The organism is Vibrio cyclitrophicus (assembly GCF_024347435.1).
Classification (GTDB): domain Bacteria; phylum Pseudomonadota; class Gammaproteobacteria; order Enterobacterales; family Vibrionaceae; genus Vibrio; species Vibrio cyclitrophicus.
On record NZ_AP025481.1, the window covers coordinates 1,375,060 to 1,400,514 of the forward strand.

The following is a 25,455-nucleotide window of genomic DNA, read 5'->3' on the forward strand; positions in this document are numbered from 1 at the left end:
CAATAAAAAAGGACCCAAACGGGTCCCTTATTATCATGTCATTCAGTATTTACAAACTGTTGAATTACTTTTTATTGACAGCTTTTACAAATACTTCTTGCGCGCCTTCAATACCTAATGCTTTTGCTTCATCTAATAAGCTAAGAGCTTTAGGAATATTGTCTTCAGTTACAGCTGTTTGAATCGCATTGTGATAGTAGGTTTGCGTTTCAGGTTGAATAGTATCGATTTTAGCAACAGCAGGTTTAGCATTAGATTCACTGTTTGATGAACCAATTGAGAAGAAGCTCGCTTTATCGATTGTAACTTCTATCTTACCAACGTTAGCATTTGGAATCGGGATATCTTTCACTTCAGGTAAATAATTACCACGGCCTTCCGCGTCCAAACGAGCAGGGTGGATCACATCAGTAAAGCCACCAAGATCGTTTTGATCTGTGTAGATAACTAAATAAACTGATTTTGCTGTTGTCGGTGGGTAAAAATCGTTCTCAGTAACGAGACGGTTCCCCAAGTGCAATCTTGGTTTCGCGTATTCGAAGCTATCTTTACCATAACGCTCTAGCTCACGACCATTTTCGTCATAGATGACCGCATTTGGAACAAAGGCAGTATCACCGATAATGCTCGTGATATTAATTGAATACTCACCGCGGTCTGCAGGCAATTCAATCGCTACTACAGGGCTGTTTATGCCTTGATAGTTTAATACTTGGCTATTTGGTGTCACGTCAAAAATTGCCGAGCTTGGTAGCTTCATAGGAGCAAATTGAAGACCAGTAATCGAGTTAACTTGTTCAGCTTGTGCAACTTGCACTTGTTCGACTACTTGTGCTGATTGGCAACCGGCCAATGCTACACAGCCACTCAACATCAGAGCTTTGAAATACATAACCCTTCCTTTTTTATTTTTTTAAGAAATTTACTAACTTTAATTACCACAAAGAGAACTATTCACCTAGGGAACGATCAACTTAATCGTACATTCCTTAAAAAAATAGCCGACGCAAGCCGGCTATGAATTAGGACAGTTTAGGATTTTAAGCTAAGTGGCTTACCACCAAGCTTCAACTTGGATACCAACAACGAAATCGTTGTCTGCGCCTTGGCCGGTAACAACACCGTTTTCATCTTTAACTTCACCGAATGAATCGTTTTCTAGATCCATCAGGTAGCTACCGTATACGCGAATTTCAGGACGAGCCCAGAAGCTGTCGCCCATTGCCCATGCTTGAGCAACAGTAAATTTAGCGCCGCCAAAGTCAACGTTGTCTACTTCACCAGCGTTATAGCCAGCTTCGAAGATAGTGCGCATTGTGTCGTTCCACTTATACATTGGACGAGCCACGATAGAGTATTGGCTTGAATCATGCTTATCAGTACCTAGGTCTGAACCTGCTAGGTATGCAAGTTGGTGACCCATTTCCCAAGATTCGCCTAGGTTCATTACACCCCAGTTAAGAATACGGTAACCAAAACCATCGTCTTGAGCACCAGAGCGATCATAGTACGCACCTGAACCCCAGAAATTAGCCATTTGAACGCCGTAACCAGCAGTACCTAGCTGAACAACTGTTTGGTTGAAACCATTGCTCATGTTTTGGTGGATAATACCTGTAGCAAGTAGACCATCATCACCATCGTATTTGCCATTCTTGTTTTCAGTACCGAAGTTGTAAACAACTCCAAGCTCTAAACTAGCATCTTCCCATAGCCCGATATTTGCTAGGCGAGCATCAGCCATGTAACCAGCACCATTATCATCTTCGCCATCTTGAATAATCGCTAAAGAAAGTTTTTGGTTACCAACTGAAATATTTTCAATACCGCCACCAGTACCTGATGTATTTAGGAAGTAGAAGTCAGTAATATGGATATCTTTACGTTGGTAGTATGTTTTACCAGCCCAAAGAGTCGCTTCTTCATCGAAAGATAGAACGCCTTTTGCTTTAACAGCGAACTGAGCGACGTTAAAGTCACCGTCTTCCCAGCCATTTGCGCCATCAGCACCAGAAGCGATCATTGATTCTAAACGCCAGGTTTGCTCACCAGTTTTTAGTTCTTCAGCTAAGCCAAACTCAGAATAGTTGTCGTTTTCATTACCTAGACGGCCAATACCATTCTTCATGAATGAAACGTCACCACCATCATTTCCGCTAATACCAGTACCAGCACGCATGTAGCCATTAAAATCTACAGCGAACGCAGAGCCAGCAGCTAACGTAGTTGCCACTGCAGCAGCAATCAAACTTACTTTTTTCATTCTTAACTCCATTAAGGACGATTTATTTTAGGTTTTTATATTTTTGCTCTCTTGCGGCAACCAAAGGCAGTAATGGTAGTCGTAAGATAGAGAGGTTTAGGGTTTCCCCTGATTCGTTTCAACGGGGTCAATATTAAGAGGGGATGACAAGTTTGACTTCCTCCGCCCCTAAGTTAATTAAGGGGGACTAGAGGGGAGTAGAAAATATACAGAATGGTGTTTTAAAGAGGTAGATCACTTAATATAGGAGGAGTAGACAGCACACAGATCTAATTATTCAACATAAGTGAGATCTAGCTCAAATATATAATTTGAACTTCATCGATGAATTATTTTTTTTACCGTAATTAATCTGTGAAGTTGCTTGACCTTATTGTGACAAAGCTTTTTACTTATAGTTCACTGATGTCGATAAACGAACAAGAAATCAAGCAATGACTAGAACGCTCGCTCGCCCTTATCCGCTAGGCGCAACGCTAGGTAACACTGGCTGTAACTTTTCTATTTTTTCTCCTGACTGTAAATCTCTATCTCTCGCGCTCTTTGATGAGAACGATGAATTCACCACTTACACGTTGGAAGATGAATACGCCGATATCAGATATGTGTTTATCGAAGGCATTAAAGCTGGACAAAAATACGGCTTCATTGCTGAAACTGACGATGGCCCAATCTTACTTTCAGACCCATACGCCAAATCAATCAGCGAACCGCTCGATTACGTCACTCCATATACCAATGAAAAAAGCTTTTCGATGGCGAAATGTGTTGTTGTCGATGATACCTTTGATTGGCAAGACGTCGAAAAGCCACGTATTAGCCGCGAAGAAACTGTTCTTTTTGAAACTCATGTAAAAGGCCTATCTAAACTTCATCCAGCGGTGGAGACTAACGCGAAAGGTCGTTATTTAGGGTTGATTAGCCCTGAAATGCTTGCGTTCTACAAACAGCAAAATATCAACTCTCTACAGCTTTTGCCCATTGCCGCATGCATGCATGAACCACACCTATTAGACATGGGTAAAGTGAACTATTGGGGTTACAACCCATACTTGTTTATGGTGCCTGACCCTCGCTACGCAGAGAAAGATGCCGTAAACGAGTTAAAGACTGCGATTCGCGAACTGCACCGCAATGGCATCGAAGTCATTCTAGACGTGGTGTACAACCACACAGCAGAGGGTGGGGAAGGCGGAACCACCTTCAACCTAAAAGCACTCGATAGCCGCTACTACATTAAACATGGCTGCCATTATGCGAATTTCACGGGTTGTGGAAACACAGTAGATCTCACCCACCAGCCCGCACTCAACTTAGTGATGGATACGCTTCGTTACTGGGTGAGTGAATTCAAAGTCGACGGCTTCCGTTTTGATTTGGCCGCGACGCTGGGACGTGAAGGCGATAATTACAACCCTGAAGCTGCTTTTTTCAAAGCCGTTGCTCAAGATCCTGTGCTCAAAGAGACCAAGTTGATTGCAGAACCGTGGGATATTGGCCCTAACGGTTATCAAGTAGGTAACTTTCCACTAGGCTGGAATGAATGTAACGACAAACTGCGTGATATCACACGTAGCTTCTGGCGCGGTGATCAAGGCTATCTAAAAGAGTTTGCGACGCGCTTAATGGGATCTCGCGATATCTACAGCGCAGCACACTGGCCATATAGACTAACCGTAAACTACATCACGTATCACGACGGCTTCACAATGCAAGATCTTGTCTCTTACAAACACAAGCACAATGAAGATAACGGCGAGAACAACCGAGATGGACACGGTGATAACCGCTCTGATAACTACGGTGTTGAAGGGGAAACCGAAAACCTATTGGTTGTTGCCACACGCGAAAAACAGAAACGTAACTTCATGGCGAGTCTGTTGTTTGCCTTTGGCATTCCACATATTCTGACAGCTGATGTGTTATCTCACACTCAAAAAGGCAACAACAACGCTTACTGTCAAGATAGTGTAACTAGCTGGATTAACTGGGAAGATTCTGAGCGAAAAACTTATTTCAAGACTTGGTTAGCTGAAATGATCTCTGCACGTCAACAATATATGGTGCCTTTTATTAAGGCGTTCAGTGGAGAAAAACGCAACTCGAACCGCATCTTCTGGAGCCGTGTCGATGGCACACTCATGGAGCATGATGATTGGAACCGTTTAAGCTCTGTTGCGCTGCACTTAGGTATTGGCAAAGACGGTGACGAATTGATTTATTTGATAAACCAAACCAACGCACCCGCTCGATTCTCGTTACCGACTGATCGCGACCAAAACTGGGTCACCATTTGTGATACCAACTTACGGAATGTAAAACCAGGTCATGCAGAAGGTGAAATGCTGCTATCGCCGACTTCGATGGCAATTTTGCACTACTCGCCAGATAACACTGATTTGATTGAAGTAAAAGCTAAGCTAGCTTAATAAAACGCCAAAAACCATAAAAGCCAGTTATATTTATAGCTGGTTTTTTTATTAGCTGAATATCACATAAATCATTCTTTTATATGGAATCATTTGCATTGATGTGATGGATGAAACTGTTTAGTATTGCCGTACTATAAAAATGAATCTATAACGTCTTGGATATCATGGCTTTACCTAAAACACTTATTCGGCTTTTCAAACCATACATACTCTTACTAACCGGAGGAATGCTTTATTTAGCTATCGCTCAACTAGAGAAAGTAGAAACTACAGCAACTAACCAATCATCATCAAATATTCGTATCGCTAGTTCCACTATTCGCTCAAATATCGAAGCCGTTTTCGGCAAGCTTTACTTTCTTGAGACCAGTTTAGGCTTACCTAAGGCATCCAGCTTTGATGACAAAAAATTTCGCGAAATCAGTGATAATATCCTAAAAAGAACACCCAATTTCTCAGATATCGTTCGATACAAACCGCAATCTCAAAATTATATTTCCACTCGAGGTCTTCCACTTTCGAGCGAACAAATCGCCGTAATACAATGGCATTCAATAGACAACGTCGTTGAGGATTTCTACATTTCTTCCGTTTATCAAAAGCCTGATGGGCGTTGGGTATTTGCGGTAAAACACACGGTAGAAAGATTGAACGAGGAAATATGGATTGAATTTGACTTGTTGCACACCACGCAGGGTTTAAGAAGCCTTAAAACACTCAGCAATGGCTATGTTTTCGTTGTCGATCGAACAACTGAAAGACTGGTATTCCACCCAGATCCGAAACGTATTGGTTCTAAATCAATCAGCTATCATGCCGGTATCAGCAAGCAACTCTCACAAGGTGAAACTGGCGGGTTACACGAATACTACTACCAAGATAATTTTAAGATATCGGTTTTCGACGCTGACAACAGCTTAAATTGGGTTTTCATCGCGGGTACTGATCGCCACGACATATTAACCAGTTCACACCAATTTACGTTAACGGGCGTGGTGCTAGGCTCACTGCTTCTACTGTGGATTGGGGCAAACTATCTGGCTTACCGCTTAAATGTGTTGTTATCACGACTTAATAAAGTCGATGACCTCGCCAGCTTTAAGCGAGAGTTAAAATCGATACTGGATAGTTTTACGTACCATAAAGGCGTTCAGTTTTGCCTTTATCAGCCGGAAAATCATTCGTTTAGTACCATTGATTATCATGGGAACAAATCAACAGTACACTATGGTCAATCCCTTGCAGAGCGCTTTCCAGAAGACACCATGGTTTACCGAAACGGAAAGTACGCAGATCCATTGGCATGTAAACTCAAGATCCATCAACGTCATTACTGTATTCCTTTACACTCTCGCAAACAGTTGATTGCGATTCTCTATGTGAATGCGAGTTTGCCGATCAGCCAAAGTATTCTGCGTATGATCAGAGATTACACTGAAGTCTCTTTATCTAACTTGTTACTCAACCACCAATTGAGCCGCAAGGATCTGATGACGCAGCTAGATAACAAAAGTAGTTTCAATGTCGCATTAAAAAACTACGCAAGTGAGCCAGAGACCTATGTTGCTTTACTTGATATCGATAATTTTGACCACGTAAACCGCGCCTACGGTGAAGCGATTGGCGACAATATGATAAAGCTCACTGCAGAAACTCTACGTTCCTACTTCCCTAAACCAAGGAGCTTGTGCCTTGCTCGAGTTGGTGGGAAAGAGTTCGCCATCTTATTCAAAGCAAATGATGCTAAAGATGCCAAATTCCAATTGGATCAATGTCGAATTAGGATCTCAGAGAAAACTATCGCTACACCAGACATCACGCTTTCGTTAGGTGTTAGTGTAGGGTTTTCACGAATAGAAGGCGAAAGAGATTCAGCGTTAGCTTTAGCGGAACAGGCGAAACTTATCGCCCAACAACTCGGAAAGAACAGAGTAGAAGGCCATATAAGAGCAGTCGCAAAAGAATCTTAAAGAGCCTTGAAGTCACTCATTGTTTCAAGCATCGACTTCTTAAGCACCTAGGATTTATTTTCTAGGTGCTTTTGTTTTTATAGAAAGTCATTACAATGCGCCTTCGCCACGACAATACCCTATTCCTAACGACACGAACCTTATGAAGCTAAGTAACCGACTGCAAACACTCCATTCTCTTGTCAGCGATGATTACCAACACATTTGGGATTGTTGCTGTGATCATGGATTCTTGGGTGTTCAATTGTTGTCAGACAACAAAGCGCCTCTGATTCACTTTGTCGATATTGTTCCCTCTCTTATGCACGATCTTGAAGGCAAATTAACGCGTTACTTTCCTCAAGATAACAACGTTGAACAACACAAGCGGAGTCAGTGGAAAGTCTATTGTTTAGATGTCGCAGCCATTCCTCTGAATAAGCACACTGGCAAACACCTCGTTATTATTGCTGGTGTGGGTGGCGATCTGACTCAGAAGCTCGTCGACGACATTCATCACCAGCATCCAGACAAAGATATCGATTTTTTGCTTTGCCCAGTGCATCAGCAATTCGAACTAAGAAGCCATTTAAAAGCGCTCAAGTTCGGCCTTGTTGACGAAGTGTTGATTGAAGAGAACCGCCGTTACTACGAGATTTTATTGGTCAGTAACAACCAAGGCGAAAGCGAAAACATTCGACCACTTAGTGAGATATCAAACGTTGGTGACAAGATCTGGGCGCCAAGTTGTGAGCATCAGTTACAGATATCTCAGCAATACAAAGCCAAAACATTACAGCATTATTTACGCATTCATCAAGGCCAAGATCAGCAAGGTAAGCCTAGCGAAGTGAAGCACATCATTGATGCTTACCAAGCGATTTGACTGTAGTAAGTACTAACTCTATCGCTTACCTCTGATACAACCAATTCAATAAAAAAGCCGATAGTTCAATGAACTATCGGCTTTTTTGATGCTATTGGTTTAGTTTAAGCTTACTGCTCTTGTTTCTTATGAACCGCATCGGGCTCATCAAACGTTTCAACCTCACAGGGCGTATCAACCCCATAAACCGTATCAAGATAGTCGTCCTTCTCTTTCCACGTGTTATTCAACCAACTGTGGAAACGGCGTTTAAAGGCTTTATCTTCAAAGTAGTTACCGTTTACGTTCTCATCCATTGGGTGTAATTTAATACGCACGACCACCTTTTTCATCTTACCTTTCAGCATGTCTTCAAATGGAGAAGTCTGATTCTCTGGATAAGCCAAAGTAACATCGACAATACCATCTAAGATCGGACCCATTGCAGACAAAGCAAACGCCACACCACCAGTTTTCGGCTTTAGTAGGTGTCGATAAGGTGTCTTCACTGTCGATAATTTCTCATGGTTGGCACGGGTTCCTTCAACAAAATTCACCAATGTCGTCGGCGCCAACTTGAACTTAGTACACGCCTTGTTAATTGCGTCAAAATCATCATTGCGACGTTCAGGGTTACGAATCAGAAACTCACGTGAATGGCGTCTCATAAAAGGCATATCTAGACCCCAACATGCCAGTCCGACAAAAGGAACGTATAACAATTCATGCTTGAGGAAGAACTTAGTCATCGGCATCTTATCTTTCAAGATAGAAGACAAAATCACAATATCCGCCCAGCTCAGGTGATTAGACATCATCAAGTACCACTGCTTGGTTGAAATGTCCTCCCCCCCTTCGACTTGCCATTCGATATCATTATTAACATTCAACATCCAAAGATTGAGCGAAGCCCAACACCAAAATGTGAAGTTAGCGAGACGAGTACATGACTTCTGCACAACAGGGATTGGAAGAATTAGTTTAATGAGGCCAAAGAAGCTTACGGTAAACGCAGTCATTGCAGTATTGATGGTCACGAACAACACGTTCAAGGCCATACGAAGATTATCAAGCATAAAACACGGCTATATTGAGATCGAAAGCCGCCATTATACGCATCTACAAATTATTCTCTTTAGTTATTGGTGGAATATCCTAAGGGTCGAACCACTCAACAGATCTCGGACATGGCTCACTTAACTCTCAGAACGCTAATAGAAACAAAAAAACACAATAGAGTCTTTTGGACACCAAAATAATCTAGTCTTTCTGACTCAATCAAACCTATATCCCACTAAAGAATTAGTACTGATAAGCATTCTCATTATTGGCATGGTACATGCAACTCCAAAAAGTAAGATAGTTGAGTATCCTTAATGAGATAGCTTCTCTACGTAAAGGTGATGATATGACAGATATTCCTCATGGTTTGGTAACCGGAAAAGTCCTACACAAGATAGAGTGGACCGATCAATTGTTCTCACTCCAAGTCAGTGCACCAGTTTCATCCTACCAAGCTGGTCAATTCACAAAGTTGGGGTTACGCAACAGTGAAGGTGAATTTGTTCGACGCGCTTATTCAATGGTGAATGCGCCAGAACATGCAAAAGGTCATCAACATCTGGAGTTTTTGATTGTTAAGGATCAAAACGGCCAGCTCTCTCCTCAACTCCATCAACTGAAGGTGGGTGATGATGTCTTTGTCGGCAAAGACCCTAGTGGATTTATGACATTGGATGAGATCCCAGAGATCGCAGACGATCTATGGATGCTATCGACAGGAACCGCGGTTGGTCCGTTTATCTCGATGCTCGAAAGCATGCAGATACAACAGCAGAAAGACGCAGGGTTAGGGCCAGAAAAGGGTAAATCGTTCAAAAACCTTGTGCTGATTCACGCAGTACGAACAGAGCAAGACCTGACTTATCGAGATCGTATCACTCAGCTTGTTCAACATTTTCAGGGGAAACTACAGTATGTGCCAATTATTTCTAGAGAATCAGTCACCGGAACATTGCGCGGACGAATCCCAAGCTTGTTACGTGGAGGCGACCTTGAGCGAGCCTCGTCTATCACTATCAACCAAAGACATAGTTTCTTCTATCTTTGCGGTAATCCCCAAATGGTTCGAGACACGAGCGAAGCACTGATCTCATTGGGATTACAAAAACACTTACGTAAAAAACCAGGTCAATTTAGTAGCGAAAACTACTGGTAATAAAGTTAACAAATATTGAGGGGCGATCGTGCACTTGATACGTCCATTACATAAAGTATGAAAGTCTGAGAGGTTTTATATGAGTCATTTACGCATTCCTTCACATTGGAAGATTCAACGTTCAACACCATTCTTCACTAAAGACAACGTGCCTGCCGCGTTAATCAGCCACCACAACACCGCAGAGGGTGTATTCGGTCAATTATGTGTTATGGAAGGTACGGTTACCTACCACGGTTTTGCAAACGCAGATGCGACAGAACCAGAAGTCACCGTGATCATCAATGCCGGACAATTTGCGACAAGCCCTCCGCAATATTGGCACCGTATTGAACTTAGTGACGATGCTCAGTTTAATATCAACTTCTGGTCAGAAAAAGAGACCAAGAAAATGTTTAATACCCGAAAATAAGATCAATTCAATCTGAATGAACTTATGAGCTAGCTACTTCGTAATATGGTTTTCAATGTTAAAAAAGCGAAGGTGAAATCTAATTAACCATAATAATTACAATGGCTAATGGTGATAGACAAGACAAAAAAACTCTAGCACACTGAATAAAGTTATTAATTTGAACCCGGTTTTAGATAATAAAATTTTGGGTCTTCACATTTTAGGTAAGAGAGGAAGCTATGCTCAACATTGCTTTTTTTAGCTCAAAGTCATACGACGAAAAATCATTCGAACTTGCGAAAGGTAAACTCGATGCTGAGTTTCATTTTCACGATTTTCGACTCACTACAACAACCGCAAAAATGGCGCACGACAACGAAGTTGTTTGTGCTTTTGTAAACGATGACCTGTCACGAGACGTGCTTAAAATTCTAGCGCAAGGTGGCACCAAACTGATTGCGATGCGTTGTGCAGGTTTTGATAAAGTCGATCTAGACGCAGCCAAAGAATTTGGTCTACAAGTGGTTCGCGTTCCTGCTTATTCACCAGAATCAGTAGCAGAACATACGGTCGGCATGATGATGTGTTTAAACCGCAAGCTGCACAAAGCGTATCAGCGTACTCGTGATGCAAACTTCTCTCTTGAGGGCTTGGTAGGCTTCAACTTCCACGGTAAAACTGTAGGTGTGATAGGCTCTGGAAAAATTGGCCTAGCGACCATGCGTATTCTGAAAGGTTTAGGCATGAACATCCTATGCTACGACCCATATCCGAATCCGTTGGCTGTCGAACTTGGGGCTAAATATGTTGAACTAGACGAGCTTTACCAAGAGTCTGATGTTATTTCTCTGCACTGCCCAATGAGCAAAGAAAACTACCATTTATTGGATGCGACTGCATTTGATAAAATGAAAGATGGCGTGATGATAGTCAACACAAGTCGTGGTGAATTGTTAGATTCAACAGCTGCAATCGAAGCGCTTAAACAGAGCAAGATTGGCGCGCTTGGCCTCGATGTTTACGACAACGAAAAAGAGTTGTTCTTCCAAGACAAATCGAACGATGTCATTGTGGATGATGTATTCCGCCGCCTGTCCGCTTGCCACAACGTACTGTTCACAGGTCACCAAGCTTTCTTGACTAAAGATGCGTTGTTCAACATTGCCAACACAACGCTCACCAGTGTTGATGCCTTCTTTACTGGTAACACCAGCGGTAATGAATTGGTCGAGTAATAGACTGGTTTAGTAACAGGCTGCTTTAATAAAATATTGTTTTAAAAATAGATTGTTTTCTAAAATATAAAGCCACGCTAGGTCTTAATGAATAGCGTGGCTTTTTAGCTTAGTCCATTATCGAAAACAGAACTAGACACAAAAGTGACAATCTTCAATATCCAAACCATACACGCCTTTTCGGATCGCGATATGCTCTTCCCCAGCTTGGATGCCCATCTCGTAACCTGCATCAAGTGTCACTTGATCCATGGTCAAACGCTTCACCGCGAAGGCTTCTGGCGGCGCAATCACTTTAATGGTCGCATCTTTGGGAGGGTTACGAATGAACTCCAAAGACTGGTTGTAGTTTTCGGCGCGCACAGCCATCGACTCAGCAATATTTGGGAATTTCTTTAACAGCTTTTTCAGCATCCACTGATACCTCTGCGGTTTCATTCGGTAGCTAAGAGGATGAGAAAGAATCACCGTAATGTCTCGTGCGCCGCGACGGTATGCTTCGCGAACCGGAATCGAATCCGCTACACCACCATCGGTATAACAACCACCCGAGAAACACGGTGTTTCGCGGTAAGCTATAGGTAAAGCTGTTGTTGCTTCAACCACATTAGAAAGGTTTTCTGGCTTGATATGATAGTAGTCTGCACTACCCGTATCGACATTTGTGACAGCTGCTATGAGTGGGAGGCTTGAAAACAGCTCACCACAATCGAGTGGATAACGTTGATTGGATTCGTTCCATAACCACTTCACGTCTACTAAGTTGCCACCTTTGGCAAAGCGCGCGGGGTTAAAAAACGTCTTATCGGTTGCCATCGTTGTAATAACATCATAACTACGCTTCGGTGCTTGAGATAAGTAACCCACCAAATTAGACACACCCGCAGATACGCCAATGGCAAAATCATAAGGACGGAAGTCGTCTTGCATAAAAGCATCCAACACTCCGGCAGCGAAAATACCTCTCATTGCTCCACCTTCAACGATTAATGCGCTTTTACTCATCTCAAACCCAACTACTTTATAAATTGATAGGGACAGAATAATCCGCTCAGGCTTAGAAATATAATGGGATAAATTGATAACTTCGATAGGCAAAAGCTATCAATTAAAATAGAAAAAAGCTGCTAGGTGTTCACCCAACAGCTTTTAAAGTTTAAGCATCTAAATCGAATTAGATTAAACCGTTACGAATTAAACTCGCTTACGTCGATTTCAAGCAGTTTACCAATACCTTCACCATATGCAGGGTCAGCTTTGTAACAGTGTCTTAAGTGACGTAGTTGAATCTCTTTTGGTACACCGCCTAAGTTACGAGCGGTATTATCAAACAGTATCGCTTGCTTCTCTGGTGTCATCAGACGGAATAGGTCACCGGGTTGCGAGAAGTAATCTTCATCTTCACGGTGATCCCAATGCGCTGCTGCGCCATCAAGATTCAATGCTGGTTCTGCAAAATCGGGTTGCTCTGCCCATTGGCCTTCATTGTTTGGTTCATAACCTAATGTGCTACCAAAGTTACCATCAACACGCATCGCACCATCACGGTGATAACTGTGTACAGGACAGCGAGGTGCGTTTACTGGGATATGCTGATGATTAACACCTAGACGGTACCGCTGTGCATCACCGTAAGCAAATAGGCGACCTTGAAGCATCTTATCTGGTGAGAAACTGATACCCGGAACTACGTTTGCTGGGTTGAACGCCGACTGCTCAACTTCTGCGAAGAAGTTTTGTGGATTACGGTTTAGCTCAAATTCGCCCACTTCAATTAATGGGTAATCAGCGTGAGGCCAAATCTTAGTTAAGTCGAATGGGTTGTAAGGAACCGTTGCCGCATCAGCTTCTGGCATAATTTGAACTTTCAACGTCCATTTCGGGAAATCTTGATTATCGATGCTGTCTAGCAAATCGCGTTGGTGGCTTTCACGATCATCACCGATCACTTGTGCCGCTTCTGCGTCAGACAAGTTCTTAATACCTTGCTGAGATTTGAAGTGGAATTTAACCCAGAAACGTTCGTTGTCAGCATTGATGAAGCTGAACGTGTGACTGCCGAAACCATGCATGTGGCGGTAAGTCGCAGGGATACCGCGATCACTCATCACGATAGTAATTTGGTGAAGTGCTTCAGGTAAAGAAGTCCAGAAATCCCAGTTGTTCTTCGCGCTGCGCATGTTAGTGCGAGGGTCACGTTTAACGGCGTGGTTTAAGTCTGGGAACTTAAGAGGATCACGAAGGAAGAATACTGGCGTGTTGTTACCCACCATATCCCAGTTACCTTCTTCAGTATAAAACTTCAACGCGAAACCGCGAATATCACGCTCCGCGTCCGCTGCGCCACGTTCGCCCGCTACCGTTGTAAATCGTGCAAACAGATCCGTCTTTTTACCAATTTCAGAGAATAGTTTAGCTTTGGTGTATTGAGTAATATCGTGAGTCACAGTGAAAGTGCCGTAAGCCCCTGAACCTTTCGCGTGCATACGACGCTCTGGAATCACCTCACGATCAAAATGCGCCATTTTTTCTAAAAACCAAACATCTTGAAGAAGTTGAGGACCGCGTTTACCCGCAGTTTGAACATTCTGGTTATGAGCAACAGGGCAACCCGCAGCTGTAGTTAATTTTTTACTCATCATCTATTCCTTATTACCTTTTAGATGCACCATCTTTGTTGCATCTTTACTTCTGAATGGTGGCTATTCATCACACAAAACCACGCAGTAATTAAGGATATAGAATACGCCTGGGCTAAAGTAAAATATAATCGTTTGTATTTATCGTTATCATGGATAAAACCTATCAAATTAATGATCTAAATCATAATCATTCAATATTGACAATAATATTTACAATATAATAATCATGAACTTACAAAACACAGCAAACCAAAGCTAGGCGCAGCCTACCTCGTAGAAGCCCACTATTTTTGAGATATTTTGTGACCTAACCGTAAAGTCGCTGCGATATTTCTTGCCGTTCTTGTTAAGTTAAGCTCCGCCTCTTGTAATACTTTTTCTAAAGTTTGTGGCGATCTTACAGTTCCAAACAAGCTGCTCATTTCGCCGTAAAGCGCTTCTACTTCGGTGCCTAAAGATCCGGCAATTCCTATGGTTGGAATGCCCTGTAAGCTCGCACGTTTGGCAATGCCATAAGGTGTTTTTCCTTGCAGAGTTTGATTGTCCATCTGCCCTTCACCGGTAATCACAAGGTCGGCACCTTTCAACACATCATCGGCTTGCAAAACGTCCAGTACCATCTCGATACCGGGTTTAATTTGCATGTTGAATAGCAAACCAAGTCCCATCGGCGAGCCACCAGCCGCACCATAACCCATACGCTTTTGAACGGATTCACCGCCGTCTACACAACCTTGCGTTTCTGCGACTTGAGCAAAATTCGCAAGCGCCTTATCAAGCATTAAGACTTGTTCAGGTGTCGCTCCTTTTTGCGGACCAAATACATGGCTGGCACCTTTATCGCCACACAATGGATTATCAACATCGCATGCCACAATCAACTCGACATCTGCATAGCGCGAATCCAAACCTGTAAGATCTATTGATGCTAATTCTGCAAGTGCAGCACCACCTCGGCCAAGCTCTTGCTCTGCACTATCGAGCAATTTAACCCCCAACGCTTGAACAATACCTGCCCCGCCATCGTTGGTCGCACTGCCGCCTAATCCAAGAATAATGGTTTGAGCGCCCTGCTCTATTGCTTCTACTATCAGTTGCCCAGTACCAAAAGACGAAGCAATCAACGGATCACGTTGCTCTGGTGTCAATAAATCCAAACCAGATGCGGCAGCAATTTCAATCAATGCCGTTTTGTTGGGGTTGCGATCGGATGGTTCAAGCATCGCCCATTCAGCATTAACCAATGCGCCCAATGGCCCTTCCACTTGATGTGTTCGCTTTTGCCCTGCTAAACCTTGTAGCAATACATCTACTGTACCTTCACCACCATCAGCCAAAGGCAAGGTCACGTAGTCAGCGTCAGGGAAGATTTCACGAAAACCCTTTTCAATACACGCCGCCACCGATACCGCAGATAGAGATTCTTTAAACGAGTCTGGTGCAATAACAATTTTCATACTGAGAGATCCAAAAGATTAGTAATTTTGATGAGTGCCCGATCCAAAAATGCCCCTATTGAAGATCAGCAAGCTAATCACTTAATAGGGGCAGTATATAAAGCTATGCAATATTAGTTAGTAACGGCTGTCTTTACTTGTGATTTCTCTTTACTTTTTAGCCACACAAACAGAGCACCTAACACAGCAATTGGTATCAGTGGATCAATCCACGTACCGCCTTTACCAAATACCAGGTTGAGAACCATGATGATGCTTGCACCAATCGCCCATGCGATAGTTGAAGACACAGACCAGATCTTGATTTGGTCTGCAAGTTCAGTAATACCTAACGTACGGTTAATGATATGAAAGTATGAATCGTTCAAGTGAGAGAAGCCTACAGGACCTACTGCACAAGCAAGGGCCACGAACACAGGATCCAAACCTAACGTTTCAACAAGAGGTAATGTCATTGTCGCCGCAACCATCATGGACGCCGTTGCTGAACCTTGGATTAAGCGAAGCATAGATGCAATTGCTAATGGTACTAATAATGGTGGAATGCCACTGCTCGCGATCGCTTCTGCAACTTGAGGCCCAGCACCTGATGCTTTAAGTACAGCCCCCATTGCACCACCACAACCAGTCACTACTAATATTAGACCTGTAGTCGATAGCGCATCATCCATAGAGCTAACCATGTCTTTACGTTCGATGTGGCGAGTAAGACCGTATAGCGCCATAAGAACACCGATACCTACAGCCACCACTGGGTTACCAATCAACGAAATAACGTTGTGCATTGCAGTATCACCTTGACCAACAAGCGTATTGATTAGAATGAATGCGATTGGCAACAAAATTGGACCGAATGATAAAAAGTTACTTGGTAGCTCTCTGTCATCTGTTTCTTTTACTTTTTCAAGGTTTGCCCAATCAGCTTGGTTCGTAATCCATGTTTCACCGTTTGGTACGCGGTAGTACTCGTTACCTACTCGGCGAATATAAATCATAGAAAGAAGCATCATAGGGATAGAAACCATCAAACCCCACAACATGTACTCACCTAGATCTACACCTAGAATTCCAGCCACAGCAACTGGGCCCGGTGTTGGTGGCACAAGTGCGTGAGTGATAAGCAAGCCAAGTGCTAGAGTCACACCAAGGCCAACCGCTGACTTACCCGTATCTCGTGAGATTGCGCGAACAAGGGAATGCAAAATGATGTACGCAGAGTCACAAAAAACCGGGATAGCCACTAATACGCCAGTGAAACCTAGTGCTAAATCTTCACGGCCTTTACCACAAAGCTTAACAAAGGTTTTTGCCATACGAACCGCAGCCCCAGAACGCTCGAAACACGCGCCCATGATCACGCCAAACGCGATAATCAGGCCAATGCCGCCTAAAACACCACCGAAGCCTGCTTTAATTGCGTTGATCAATTCGGTTGGTGCCATTCCTGCAAACAGACCCATGATGATACTTGCAATAATCATAGCAAGTGCGACTGGGATTCTCGTTTTAATAATCATACCCATCATGGCTAAAATGCCAATTACGATGCCTATCAGTGCTCCATCCATTTTATATTCCTTTTGTCTCTTTCTTCATTTTTATGAAAATTGTAGGGTGGTGCATATAGGTGATATCGGGATCACCTATTGCACTTTATCGTTATGTGTTGGCTTACCTGTAAGCCGTGTTATCTAAATCAGTTTTTACTTTTATGGTTCGTTACATATAAACGCCATTCACACCACGCTATAAATAACTTTTTACCCAGCCAAGCCCCTCTTCTGTCGTGCCTCTTGGGTTATATTCACAACCAATCCAACCTTGGTAACCTGAATCATCCAAAACACTAAATAAGTGTGGGTAGCTCAATTCGCCTTCCGATGGTTCATGCCTTTCTGGTACAGAAGCAATTTGGATATGGCCGGTATAAGCAGCAACTTCACGAATCAAAGTACTTAAATCACCATCCATAATTTGCGCGTGATAAAGGTCGAGTTGCAACTTCACATTTGGCCTATCGACCAACTTAATCAGTTCGACAGCATCACGTTGGTGAGCAACGAAGTAATTAGGAACATCACGGCTATTCAGCGGTTCAATCATCAATTCAATGTTTTGCTCAGCAAACTGGTCTGCCGCAAAACGAATGTTCGATATGAACGTCTCTACGTGTTGCTCTTTAGTAAAACGTTCATCCAGTAGACCAGACATAGCGTGTACTTTTTTACAGCCTAAAGCTTTGGCATACATAAGCGCGTTGTCGACACTGGCTTTGAATTCATCTTCACGACCAGGAATAGCGGCAAAGCCACGCTCGCCTGCATCCCAATCACCTGGAGGCATATTAAAGAGCGCTTGTTCAAAACCAAATTTCTGCATTTTTTCTGAAAGCTCTTCGGCCTCAAATGCATAAGGGAATAGGTATTCAACTGCTTTGAAGCCCGCTTGGTGTGCCTTCTCAAAACGCTCTAGAAATGGCACTTCTGTGAACAGCATTGTTAAGTTTGCAGCGAACTTAGCCATTATTTTCCTCTCCCTTTTAAATCCATCACTTCTTCGTCTGTTAGGTAACGGATGTCTTTATCTTTCAATAAGAACGCCAATTTAGCGGTCTCTTCCAGTTCTTCGGCGTTATCCACCGCATCTACAAAATCGGTACCAGTGACTACTGGGCCGTGGTTTGCTAACAAAAATGCTCGATAATCACCTGCTCGTTTTGCCAACTCTTCAGCAATTTTGGGGTCGCCGGGCCGTAGGTAAGAAATCACTGGTAACTCACCAATTCGCATCACGAAATACGGTGTGAAAGCCTTAATCGCGTTGTTACCATCCAACCCTTCAAGGCAAGACAGTGCAGTTAGATATGTAGAGTGCAGGTGCACAATCGCATTGCACTCTTCATTATTTCTATAAATCGCTAAGTGGAACGCGGCTTCTTTCGAAGGCTTCTTACCTGAAATGTGGTTACCATCAATATCAACAACCGACAATTCCTCAGCGATAAGGCGACCAAATGAAGAGCCTGTTGGTGTTGCTAGAAAATGTCCATTTGGCAATTTGATAGATAGGTTACCTGCGCCACCTGTAGCATAACCTCGCTCGAACATTGAACGAGCGAGCGTGACCATTTGCTCTCTTAACTGCTGCTCGTTCATCAAAACTTTACTCATTTGAATCTCGCTTATGAAAAGAATGATTGAGCTTTAGCGAAGAAGTTTTCATCACCAAAGTTGCCAGATTTAAGTGCCAATGAAAGATCACCTTCAACCGACCTCACCCAAGGCACACCTGGTGCGATTTGAGGGCCAATATGAAAACCTTTCACAGCCAAGCTTTGGGTCACTACACCAGAGGTTTCACCACCAGCGACAATGAAGTTCTTCACTCCGTTCTGCTGCAACTTAATCGCTAGCTGGCTAAAGAACTGTTCAACCGCATAACTAGAGGCATGCGCGCCATACTCTTCTTGAATAGCTTTTAGTGCCGTTGCTTCAGCCGTCGCGTATACCAACGGTGCAAATTCACTTTGAATATGAGTCATCACCCAATCGAATACTTCATTGGCGTATTGATCATTGGTTAAGCAAGCCTTGACATCGATAGCAAAGTGAGGAGCAAGCTGTTTGTATAGCGCAACTTGTTGGTTAGTCATCACTGAACAAGAACCAGAGAATACAACCGTTGGTGCTTTGACTGGGCTACCTGCATGTTTTGCATCACTTTGGTCAGCAAGATGTTTCGTCCAATTTTTAGCAATACCAGCAGCTAGGCCTGAGCCACCTGTGATTAGTTTCAGAGATTTAGCCGCTTGACCTAACGTCACCAAGTGCTCTGCATTAAATGCGTCTACCACGGCGTAGCGACTACCTTGAGCTTTGAGTTCGTTAAGACGAGCGGTAACAGCATCAGAGCCCTGTTCAATCGTTTGAAAGTTAACTAAACCGGAAACACCTGCTGACTGTGCGTCCATCATTCGAACCACACTTGAATCCGTCATTGGTGTAACAGGGTGATAACGCATACCTGAATCACAGAGCAACTCACCAAAAACAAACAAGTGACCGTTGTAAACCGTACGACCATTTACTGGCAATGCAGGGCAAACCATCGTAAATGATTCCCCAAGTTCCGCTAAAAGCGCATCAGTGACAGGCCCAATATTGCCCTCAGCCGTGCTGTCGAAAGTGGAGCAATATTTGAAGTAAAACTGTTGGCAGCCTTGTGCTTGTAGCCATTTAAGCCCGGCAACGGAGTCGGTAATAGCTTCATCAACGGGGCAAGAACGTGATTTAAGGCTGATCACGACCGCATCCGCTGCAACCTCAAAATCACCAGTAGGAATGCCATTTAATTGGATAGTGCGCATACCGTTTTCAACAAGGAAACCCGCGATATCTGTCGCACCAGTAAAGTCGTCTGCAATAACGCCTAATAACATGATTACTTCTCCACTTTTGGTGTATTCACACCCGGTAGATCAATACCTTGGAATACCTTAATAACGGCGCTGTCATCTTCTTGTCCAAAGCCAGCATTGCTTGCGCTCACAAACATATTCAGTGCTGCACTGGATAGCGGAAGTGGGAATTTAAGATCCTGAGCCGTATCGGATACTAGATTGAGGTCTTTAACAAAGATATCGACCATAGATTTTGGAGAGTAGTCGCCATCCACTACGTGCTTCATACGGTTCTCAAACATCCAAGAATTGCCCGCAGCATTGGTCACTACGTCGTACATAAGATCTAGAGGGATGTTTGCGCGTGCCGCTAATGCCATCGCTTCCGCGCCTGCAGCAATGTGAACACCTGCAAGTAACTGGTGAATAATCTTCACAGTCGCGCCAAGTCCAACCGCTTCGCCAATGTTGTAGACTTTTGCTGCAGTTGCATCGAGTACAGGAGCCAGAGCTTCAAATGTACTTACTGCGCCTGAAGCCATAATGGTCATTTCACCGGCTTCTGCTTTTACTGCACCACCTGAAACGGGAGCATCAAGCATCACAAGACCGTACTCAGATAACTGAGCTTCGATTTGTTTTGCGTCTTCCGCGGAAATCGTCGCCGATACCATAATCGGTGTATTAGGTCTTAGTGCCGCCGCAAGACCAGTCTTAAACAGTACCGTGTTAACTTGAGCAGCATTCACAACTAATATCAAAACAGAATCAAGTTTGTCTGCAAACTCAACCGCACTTGTCGAGACCACTTTTGCACCATATTCACCCAAGGTTTCAAGCGCTTGCGGATTCAAATCGAAACCATATACATCAAGCCCTGCTCGCACACATGACTTCGCTGCGCCCATGCCCATAGAACCTAAACCGATAACACCAACAGATTGAACTTCATTCATAGCAAGATGCCTTTCACGTAATTGTTAAACTCTAAATTTGTTAATTATTGTTTATGTTTGTGATTATATGTGAAGCAATCGAATGCGACTTAGTGATAAGTCACACTTTTAACAAAAGTTAACACTTATGAGTAATTTAACCCTTTCGAGGCATTTGATAATGGTAATTTCGGCGACTATCACAGTTCTAATTACTATTTAACAACAGATATTCACAGATATTCACAAAACAGAGAAAGATTGATAGGATGATGAAAAATAAGAACATAGAAGAAGAATCATGATTCCAGCGGAACGTCAGAGAACCATTTTGTCACTATTATCACACCAAGAAGTGATCAGTATTTCTGAGCTTGTAGAGCACCTAGAGGTCTCTCATATGACCATTCGTCGGGATATCGTAAAGCTAGAGACATCAGGGAAAGTGATTTCAGTTTCGGGCGGTGTTCAGCTGACTAAAGCACTTCACAGCGAATTGTCACACGACATAAAGGTAGAACAGCAAGCAAGCGAAAAAGCTCAAATAGGTCAACTAGCGGCTCAATTGGTTCCTAAGTATTCGACTATCTACTTAGACGCTGGAACAACCTCTTTGGAGATCGCCCACCAACTTGCAGGGCGAGGTGATCTGCTTATCATCACCAATGACTTCGCAATTGCCGCGTACCTAATGAACAACACACAATCTGAGATTTACCATACTGGTGGCAAGATTGACCGTGAAAATCAATCGAGTATTGGGGGTAAAGTGGCTGAGTTTTTGGCAGGGATGAATATTGATATTGCGTTTATCTCTTCTTCATCTTGGAATCTAAAAGGGCTCTCGACACCTTGTGAAAATAAGGTGTTAGTCAAACAAGCCATTGTTCAAGCAGCTAATTCAAACTATCTGATTTCAGACTCAACCAAATACGGGCGCATCGCTACCTTCCACGCCTTAGATTTAAGCGCGCTTGATGGCGTGATCACCGATATTGATCTTTCGAGTAGTGTGATTGATGAACTTCAAGACAAAGGTATTAAGGTCATTAATTCGTAACGGATCCTCATCAATTTTCAGGCTCACCAACCAAACATTCAGAGCCTGAATAACCCAATTCCAAGAACATTTATTTATCCACTCGATAAAAATAATTTTTACAGTTAAGCGTGTTTATTCATTAATAATATTGTCGTTGGTCGGCATAATAGTCATGAGTCCATTCAACGAGTTAGGTTATGTTTTTCAAGCGCCTTTTGGCATTGGTTTTACCCGTTACTTTTGTATTTTCCGCGCACACCGAAACGTTTAGTGAGCGAATGGAACGCATCGAACAAGAAAATGCACTTGCGAAAACCATGACCGAAGCCCAGGTCAAATTGATACAAAAAGTTGTTCAAAGCGAAACCCTTACTGATTTCATCAATCGCTTGAGGCTCGAAGCACTTTCCTAACGCGTACAATAAAAAACATCACCACACACGCGATATAAAGCTTGCCTACCCATAGGCCGATATTGATCAGCTGAGTTTCTTACTTAATTAGACGCTGATACTCAGTATCAGAGAGGTAAGGATCGTCAAAGGGGACAACGTTAATCCCCCACACAAACCAAACAAACCAAACGACACTTCCTGCGAGTAGCCATAAGGCTGGTATTAAAAGTTGCTCGAACACACTTAGCAGTGTGTTCTTGTTAAGCGATATTTAAGCTTTTTTCATTTCACGACCTTTTGATCACAACACAGGGGGGCTCTAAAGCAGAAAAAGTATTAAAGCCTTTTATTCCACTTCCCTTGATGGTCTCGGTCGCAATTTTCTTGTGTATCGTAACTGATGTGCTTATCGATATTCTTCAGTTGAATCCCAACTTGATTGAACGCTTGTTGGATTGCCGCAGAGACACTCTGTTGACCTTCGCCATTTAAGAAGTTCGTTCTATCCTGGTTGGTATCGAATACACAGACAATTTTTAAACTTTGTGGGAATGAAGAGAAGTTGACCGAGTGAGTCACCCACAAAAAACCATCGAAGCCTTTCAGTGTATCTTCACAAACATCATTTAACACATCTCTGATTTGATTCTCGATCTTCTTGTCTGATTTACGCATGCGGCAAAGGTCCTATTTAACACCTTAAAAAATAAGGTTTTTCTGTCAATGTTGTCTTAACCGACATTGGACACTGTGGCCGTTTCAAATGCAAAGTATTTATTAGGAGAGTCGGCTAGAAGATATAGAGGAAACGCCTCCTGCTTGATCACTGACAAGGCTATCAAGCATGAGGCGAACATAGAATTGACTAAAACACTAACTCGCCGCGAGATCCCAATCGGTTAATAGCTTCATGATTACGCGCGAGTCTTGATGGGTCGCCATTGGCGCAGCAAGTTGTGTGTCACCTCGCTCAACTGCTTGGCGAATATTACGAACTTGATAGTGGAAACCGTCGCCTTGGGCTGCAACTTTCACTTCACGTGTCGACGTTTCATAGATCTCTACCGTAAACGAGTTTTCTTCGGTCGGTAACCATGGGTTAGTATCAAGAGTGATGCAGCCTTTGCTGCCTAGAATCGTGAAGCCATGCTTTAAGCCGTGGTCTTCTGCGGTATGGATTTGTGCGGTAAAGCGGTCATTAAAATGCATCATCGCCGACGATTCACAAATATTGCCATCTTGGCCTCGTCGACCGATTGCTGAGATCTGTACATCATCGAACACGCTCTCGCCAAATTGCTGCTGCGCAACAGAGTGAATCAGCGACATTGGGTAACAACCCAAGTTGTACAGTGCACCCTTGCTCGCAGGGTTAACGAACTGATCAATCGCCGCAACGTAGGAACCTTGAATAGAGCGCACTTCGCCAATCTCACCTGTCGCTAGCTCTTGATGAAGCTTGGCGATCAGTGGATGGTTTAGGTACATCAGACCTTCAGCGAAGAATACGCCCGCTTCTTTCACTGCTTGCAAAGCTTGCTCGGTTTTTTCCATATCAACCGACAGAGACTTTTCACACAAGATAGCTTTGCCTTTTTGAGCCGCTTTAATCACGTATTCGTGATGAACGTGGTTTGGAAGAGCAATGTAGATAATGCCGACCGACTCGTCTTCAATCAAGGCTTCGTAGCTGTTGAAGGTTCGTGTTGGCTGGTACTGTGCAGCAAACTCATTGAGTGTTTTCTCTGTGCGTCCAGCGACGGCATACAATTCACTTTGAGCATCACCTTTAATCGCATCGGCCATTACACCTGAGATAAAACTGGTTCCTAGGATTCCCCATTTCATGTCTTAGATCTCCTGCTCTTGTGTTTTGATAGGTCCACGTTGTGTTTCAAATGCTTGCACCAATTCCGTAATATCACGCTCAATAAACGCTTGGGTATGAGGCATCACAAAGTGCTGATTAATAGCCTCGCGGTTTGCGTATTGCTCAAGCAAAATCACACGATCGCTTTGGCTTTGATCATAGGTCGCAATTGCTTGTAGGCAGCCAGGTTCGCTTTGCATGTCTAGGCAAAACTGCTCGATAGCTTCAACCGCAGCCTCACGTTCAATGTTGGTTTTGATCTTAAGTTCGGCAGTCACAAAGATGGTTTCGTTTGTTTGAGGCATTTCACGCTCTTATTTAAGTTAATTATCGGTTTGCCATTAATATAATTAACCCCTAATAATTGATAAACTCACCTTTTGTTTATTATTTATCAACTGAGAGTGTTTAATGGATAAGTTAACTAGCATGAAGGTCTTCGTTTACGTAGTGGAGCAAGGCAGCTTTCGCAGCGCCGCCAACCACTTCAACCTGTCGGCAACCATGATCAGTAAACATGTCCACCACCTTGAAACGAGCCTTAACTCTCAGCTGATTCATCGCACCACGCGTAAGCAATCTTTAACCGATTCAGGTCAGCTTTATTATCGAGAATGTAAACGAATTCTTGAAGACCTCAGCAATGCTGAAAACCTGATTCAAACCTTGGAAAACCAGCCTCAAGGCACGGTAAAAATAAACTGCCCGGTCACCTATGGAAACAAGGTACTTGCCCCGATAGTGGCTAAGTTCCTCGCAAATCACCCAACGATCAACGTCGAACTCGTGTTGAACAATGACCTTGTCGACCCTTATTCATCCGATATTGATTTGATTGTGCGAATCGGCGATCTATCTGACTCTAGTTTAGTCGCTAGATACTTAGGGGATTATGAGATGTGTTACTGCGCGGCTCCTGAGTACCTTAACCAACATGCAGAAATCCGTGTGTTGGAAGACCTTGCACAACACCCATCGCTTGGATTCAGCTATAGCAGTCGTCGTGATGTGAGTGGTCGAGATACACAAGCGCGGGGTGCGCAAAGCAGTGAATCGCAACTCCTAGCTCCTCAGAACCACCAAGCAACGCATAGCGCGGTGAATAAAGGGCAAGTACGTTTGATGTCGAACAATGGGGATGTGTTGCGATATGCTGCCCTTCAAGGCGTAGGCGTATTGTTACAGCCGACTATCTTAGTTGCCGAAGAAATTGAGCGTGGAATGCTATTGGAGATCTTGCCCGGCATGGCACCGTTACCCAAACCTATTCACTTACTCTACAAGACCAAGCAACTGTCGTTGAAGAACAGAACCTTTGTCGAGTTCTTGTTAGCCGAGCTTTCTAAATAACTAGAGTGA

At 43.4% G+C, this 25,455-nt stretch carries 23 protein-coding genes; 9 read left to right on the plus strand and 14 right to left on the minus strand.

The features are described from left to right. Positions 1-64: 64 nt before the first annotated feature. Together OCW38_RS20835 and lamB are read right to left on the minus strand one after the other, a co-directional pair. Positions 65-892, minus strand: a complete 828-nt coding sequence (locus OCW38_RS20835) for a MalM family protein (RefSeq protein ID WP_010431676.1) — start codon at positions 890-892, stop codon at positions 65-67. Positions 893-1,054: 162 nt separating this feature from the next. Next, positions 1,055-2,263, minus strand: coding sequence for a maltoporin LamB (gene lamB, locus OCW38_RS20840; protein WP_010431678.1), 1,209 nt, complete (start codon positions 2,261-2,263; stop codon positions 1,055-1,057). A 434-nt stretch (positions 2,264-2,697) separates the two neighbouring features. On the opposite strand from lamB, the gene glgX reads away from it, so the two are divergent. The 3 genes from glgX to OCW38_RS20855 all read left to right on the plus strand — a co-directional run bounded on the left by glgX (position 2,698) and on the right by OCW38_RS20855 (position 7,530). After that, on the plus strand, positions 2,698-4,692 hold the full coding sequence (gene glgX, locus OCW38_RS20845) for a glycogen debranching protein GlgX (protein ID WP_016786361.1): 1,995 nt from the start codon (positions 2,698-2,700) through the stop codon (positions 4,690-4,692). A 230-nt stretch (positions 4,693-4,922) separates the two neighbouring features. After that, entirely contained in the window at positions 4,923-6,665 is a 1,743-nt protein-coding gene (locus tag OCW38_RS20850) for a sensor domain-containing diguanylate cyclase (protein WP_010431693.1), read from the plus strand. A gap of 142 nt (positions 6,666-6,807) precedes the next feature. Continuing rightward, positions 6,808-7,530 carry a tRNA (adenine(22)-N(1))-methyltransferase gene (locus tag OCW38_RS20855; RefSeq protein WP_010431701.1) on the plus strand — a complete coding sequence of 241 codons (723 nt, stop codon included), beginning with the start codon at positions 6,808-6,810 and terminating at the stop codon, positions 7,528-7,530. 110 nt (positions 7,531-7,640) lie between these two features. Here the strand turns inward: OCW38_RS20855 and OCW38_RS20860 are convergent, their stop codons facing one another. Beyond that, the gene (locus OCW38_RS20860; RefSeq protein WP_010431709.1) at positions 7,641-8,585 is read right to left on the minus strand and encodes an acyltransferase; all 945 of its coding nucleotides are present in this window, start codon (positions 8,583-8,585) and stop codon (positions 7,641-7,643) included. A gap of 332 nt (positions 8,586-8,917) precedes the next feature. On the opposite strand from OCW38_RS20860, the gene OCW38_RS20865 reads away from it, so the two are divergent. The 3 genes from OCW38_RS20865 (at position 8,918) to OCW38_RS20875 (ending at position 11,356) form a co-directional block, all read left to right on the plus strand. Then, positions 8,918-9,727 (plus strand): ferredoxin--NADP reductase, encoded by an 810-nt coding sequence (locus OCW38_RS20865; RefSeq protein ID WP_010431711.1) that lies wholly within the window; start codon positions 8,918-8,920, stop codon positions 9,725-9,727. A gap of 79 nt (positions 9,728-9,806) precedes the next feature. Then, entirely contained in the window at positions 9,807-10,139 is a 333-nt protein-coding gene (locus OCW38_RS20870; protein WP_010431713.1) for a DUF1971 domain-containing protein, read from the plus strand. 221 nt (positions 10,140-10,360) lie between these two features. Next, entirely contained in the window at positions 10,361-11,356 is a 996-nt protein-coding gene (locus OCW38_RS20875) for a 2-hydroxyacid dehydrogenase (RefSeq protein WP_010431715.1), read from the plus strand. Between the two features lie 132 nt (positions 11,357-11,488). Here OCW38_RS20875 and OCW38_RS20880 read toward each other — a convergent pair whose 3' ends face one another. The 8 genes from OCW38_RS20880 to ltnD all read right to left on the minus strand — a co-directional run bounded on the left by OCW38_RS20880 (position 11,489) and on the right by ltnD (position 20,810). Continuing rightward, positions 11,489-12,361 (minus strand): patatin-like phospholipase family protein, encoded by an 873-nt coding sequence (locus tag OCW38_RS20880; protein WP_010431719.1) that lies wholly within the window; start codon positions 12,359-12,361, stop codon positions 11,489-11,491. A gap of 182 nt (positions 12,362-12,543) precedes the next feature. Beyond that, entirely contained in the window at positions 12,544-13,995 is a 1,452-nt protein-coding gene (locus OCW38_RS20885; RefSeq protein WP_010431722.1) for a catalase, read from the minus strand. 287 nt (positions 13,996-14,282) lie between these two features. After that, complete coding sequence (locus OCW38_RS20890) at positions 14,283-15,455, minus strand: glycerate kinase (protein WP_016767375.1); 1,173 nt, start codon at positions 15,453-15,455, stop codon at positions 14,283-14,285. Positions 15,456-15,568: 113 nt separating this feature from the next. Next, positions 15,569-17,023 (minus strand): GntP family permease, encoded by a 1,455-nt coding sequence (locus tag OCW38_RS20895; protein WP_010431730.1) that lies wholly within the window; start codon positions 17,021-17,023, stop codon positions 15,569-15,571. A 178-nt stretch (positions 17,024-17,201) separates the two neighbouring features. After that, positions 17,202-17,978, minus strand: a complete 777-nt coding sequence (gene otnI, locus OCW38_RS20900) for a 2-oxo-tetronate isomerase (RefSeq protein ID WP_016767374.1) — start codon at positions 17,976-17,978, stop codon at positions 17,202-17,204. Beyond that, positions 17,978-18,625 (minus strand): 3-oxo-tetronate 4-phosphate decarboxylase, encoded by a 648-nt coding sequence (gene otnC, locus OCW38_RS20905; protein ID WP_016767373.1) that lies wholly within the window; start codon positions 18,623-18,625, stop codon positions 17,978-17,980. The genes otnI and otnC overlap by 1 nt, the downstream gene beginning before the upstream one ends. 11 nt (positions 18,626-18,636) lie before the next feature. Continuing rightward, entirely contained in the window at positions 18,637-19,893 is a 1,257-nt protein-coding gene (otnK, locus tag OCW38_RS20910) for a 3-oxo-tetronate kinase (RefSeq protein ID WP_016767372.1), read from the minus strand. A 2-nt stretch (positions 19,894-19,895) separates the two neighbouring features. Further along, a complete protein-coding gene (gene ltnD / locus OCW38_RS20915; RefSeq protein WP_010431740.1) occupies positions 19,896-20,810 on the minus strand; it encodes an L-threonate dehydrogenase in 915 nt (304 codons plus the stop codon). Between the two features lie 280 nt (positions 20,811-21,090). Between ltnD and OCW38_RS20920 the strand changes: the two genes are divergently transcribed. Both OCW38_RS20920 and OCW38_RS20925 read left to right on the plus strand, forming a co-directional pair. Continuing rightward, positions 21,091-21,849, plus strand: a complete 759-nt coding sequence (locus OCW38_RS20920) for a DeoR/GlpR family DNA-binding transcription regulator (protein ID WP_016767371.1) — start codon at positions 21,091-21,093, stop codon at positions 21,847-21,849. 179 nt (positions 21,850-22,028) lie between these two features. Then, positions 22,029-22,244, plus strand: coding sequence for a hypothetical protein (locus tag OCW38_RS20925; RefSeq protein WP_016767370.1), 216 nt, complete (start codon positions 22,029-22,031; stop codon positions 22,242-22,244). Positions 22,245-22,562: 318 nt separating this feature from the next. Here the strand turns inward: OCW38_RS20925 and OCW38_RS20930 are convergent, their stop codons facing one another. The 3 genes from OCW38_RS20930 to OCW38_RS20940 all read right to left on the minus strand — a co-directional run bounded on the left by OCW38_RS20930 (position 22,563) and on the right by OCW38_RS20940 (position 24,401). Continuing rightward, positions 22,563-22,901 (minus strand): hypothetical protein, encoded by a 339-nt coding sequence (locus tag OCW38_RS20930; protein WP_010431750.1) that lies wholly within the window; start codon positions 22,899-22,901, stop codon positions 22,563-22,565. Positions 22,902-23,099: 198 nt separating this feature from the next. After that, positions 23,100-24,074 carry a Gfo/Idh/MocA family protein gene (locus OCW38_RS20935; protein ID WP_016767369.1) on the minus strand — a complete coding sequence of 325 codons (975 nt, stop codon included), beginning with the start codon at positions 24,072-24,074 and terminating at the stop codon, positions 23,100-23,102. Between the two features lie 3 nt (positions 24,075-24,077). After that, entirely contained in the window at positions 24,078-24,401 is a 324-nt protein-coding gene (locus tag OCW38_RS20940) for a putative quinol monooxygenase (RefSeq protein WP_010431757.1), read from the minus strand. 106 nt (positions 24,402-24,507) lie between these two features. Here OCW38_RS20940 and OCW38_RS20945 point away from each other — a divergent pair, with 106 nt between their 5' ends. Then, entirely contained in the window at positions 24,508-25,446 is a 939-nt protein-coding gene (locus OCW38_RS20945) for a LysR substrate-binding domain-containing protein (RefSeq protein ID WP_016767368.1), read from the plus strand. Positions 25,447-25,455 lie beyond the last annotated feature (9 nt).

Excerpts from the sequence above, each read along its gene's own strand:
- OCW38_RS20835 (WP_010431676.1), bottom strand. The coding sequence starts at position 892 with ATGTATTTCAAAGCTCTGATGTTGAGTGGCTGTGTAGCATTGGCCGGT.
- lamB (WP_010431678.1), bottom strand. The coding sequence starts at position 2,263 with ATGAAAAAAGTAAGTTTGATTGCTGCTGCAGTGGCAACTACGTTAGCT.
- glgX (WP_016786361.1), top strand. The coding sequence starts at position 2,698 with ATGACTAGAACGCTCGCTCGCCCTTATCCGCTAGGCGCAACGCTAGGT.
- OCW38_RS20850 (WP_010431693.1), top strand. The coding sequence starts at position 4,923 with ATGCTTTATTTAGCTATCGCTCAACTAGAGAAAGTAGAAACTACAGCA.
- OCW38_RS20855 (WP_010431701.1), top strand. The coding sequence starts at position 6,808 with ATGAAGCTAAGTAACCGACTGCAAACACTCCATTCTCTTGTCAGCGAT.
- OCW38_RS20860 (WP_010431709.1), bottom strand. The coding sequence starts at position 8,585 with ATGCTTGATAATCTTCGTATGGCCTTGAACGTGTTGTTCGTGACCATC.
- OCW38_RS20865 (WP_010431711.1), top strand. The coding sequence starts at position 8,918 with ATGACAGATATTCCTCATGGTTTGGTAACCGGAAAAGTCCTACACAAG.
- OCW38_RS20870 (WP_010431713.1), top strand. The coding sequence starts at position 9,807 with ATGAGTCATTTACGCATTCCTTCACATTGGAAGATTCAACGTTCAACA.
- OCW38_RS20875 (WP_010431715.1), top strand. The coding sequence starts at position 10,361 with ATGCTCAACATTGCTTTTTTTAGCTCAAAGTCATACGACGAAAAATCA.
- OCW38_RS20880 (WP_010431719.1), bottom strand. The coding sequence starts at position 12,361 with ATGAGTAAAAGCGCATTAATCGTTGAAGGTGGAGCAATGAGAGGTATT.
- OCW38_RS20885 (WP_010431722.1), bottom strand. The coding sequence starts at position 13,995 with ATGAGTAAAAAATTAACTACAGCTGCGGGTTGCCCTGTTGCTCATAAC.
- OCW38_RS20890 (WP_016767375.1), bottom strand. The coding sequence starts at position 15,455 with ATGAAAATTGTTATTGCACCAGACTCGTTTAAAGAATCTCTATCTGCG.
- OCW38_RS20895 (WP_010431730.1), bottom strand. The coding sequence starts at position 17,023 with ATGGATGGAGCACTGATAGGCATCGTAATTGGCATTTTAGCCATGATG.
- otnI (WP_016767374.1), bottom strand. The coding sequence starts at position 17,978 with ATGGCTAAGTTCGCTGCAAACTTAACAATGCTGTTCACAGAAGTGCCA.
- otnC (WP_016767373.1), bottom strand. The coding sequence starts at position 18,625 with ATGAGTAAAGTTTTGATGAACGAGCAGCAGTTAAGAGAGCAAATGGTC.
- otnK (WP_016767372.1), bottom strand. The coding sequence starts at position 19,893 with ATGTTATTAGGCGTTATTGCAGACGACTTTACTGGTGCGACAGATATC.
- ltnD (WP_010431740.1), bottom strand. The coding sequence starts at position 20,810 with ATGAATGAAGTTCAATCTGTTGGTGTTATCGGTTTAGGTTCTATGGGC.
- OCW38_RS20920 (WP_016767371.1), top strand. The coding sequence starts at position 21,091 with ATGATTCCAGCGGAACGTCAGAGAACCATTTTGTCACTATTATCACAC.
- OCW38_RS20925 (WP_016767370.1), top strand. The coding sequence starts at position 22,029 with ATGTTTTTCAAGCGCCTTTTGGCATTGGTTTTACCCGTTACTTTTGTA.
- OCW38_RS20930 (WP_010431750.1), bottom strand. The coding sequence starts at position 22,901 with ATGCGTAAATCAGACAAGAAGATCGAGAATCAAATCAGAGATGTGTTA.
- OCW38_RS20935 (WP_016767369.1), bottom strand. The coding sequence starts at position 24,074 with ATGAAATGGGGAATCCTAGGAACCAGTTTTATCTCAGGTGTAATGGCC.
- OCW38_RS20940 (WP_010431757.1), bottom strand. The coding sequence starts at position 24,401 with ATGCCTCAAACAAACGAAACCATCTTTGTGACTGCCGAACTTAAGATC.
- OCW38_RS20945 (WP_016767368.1), top strand. The coding sequence starts at position 24,508 with ATGGATAAGTTAACTAGCATGAAGGTCTTCGTTTACGTAGTGGAGCAA.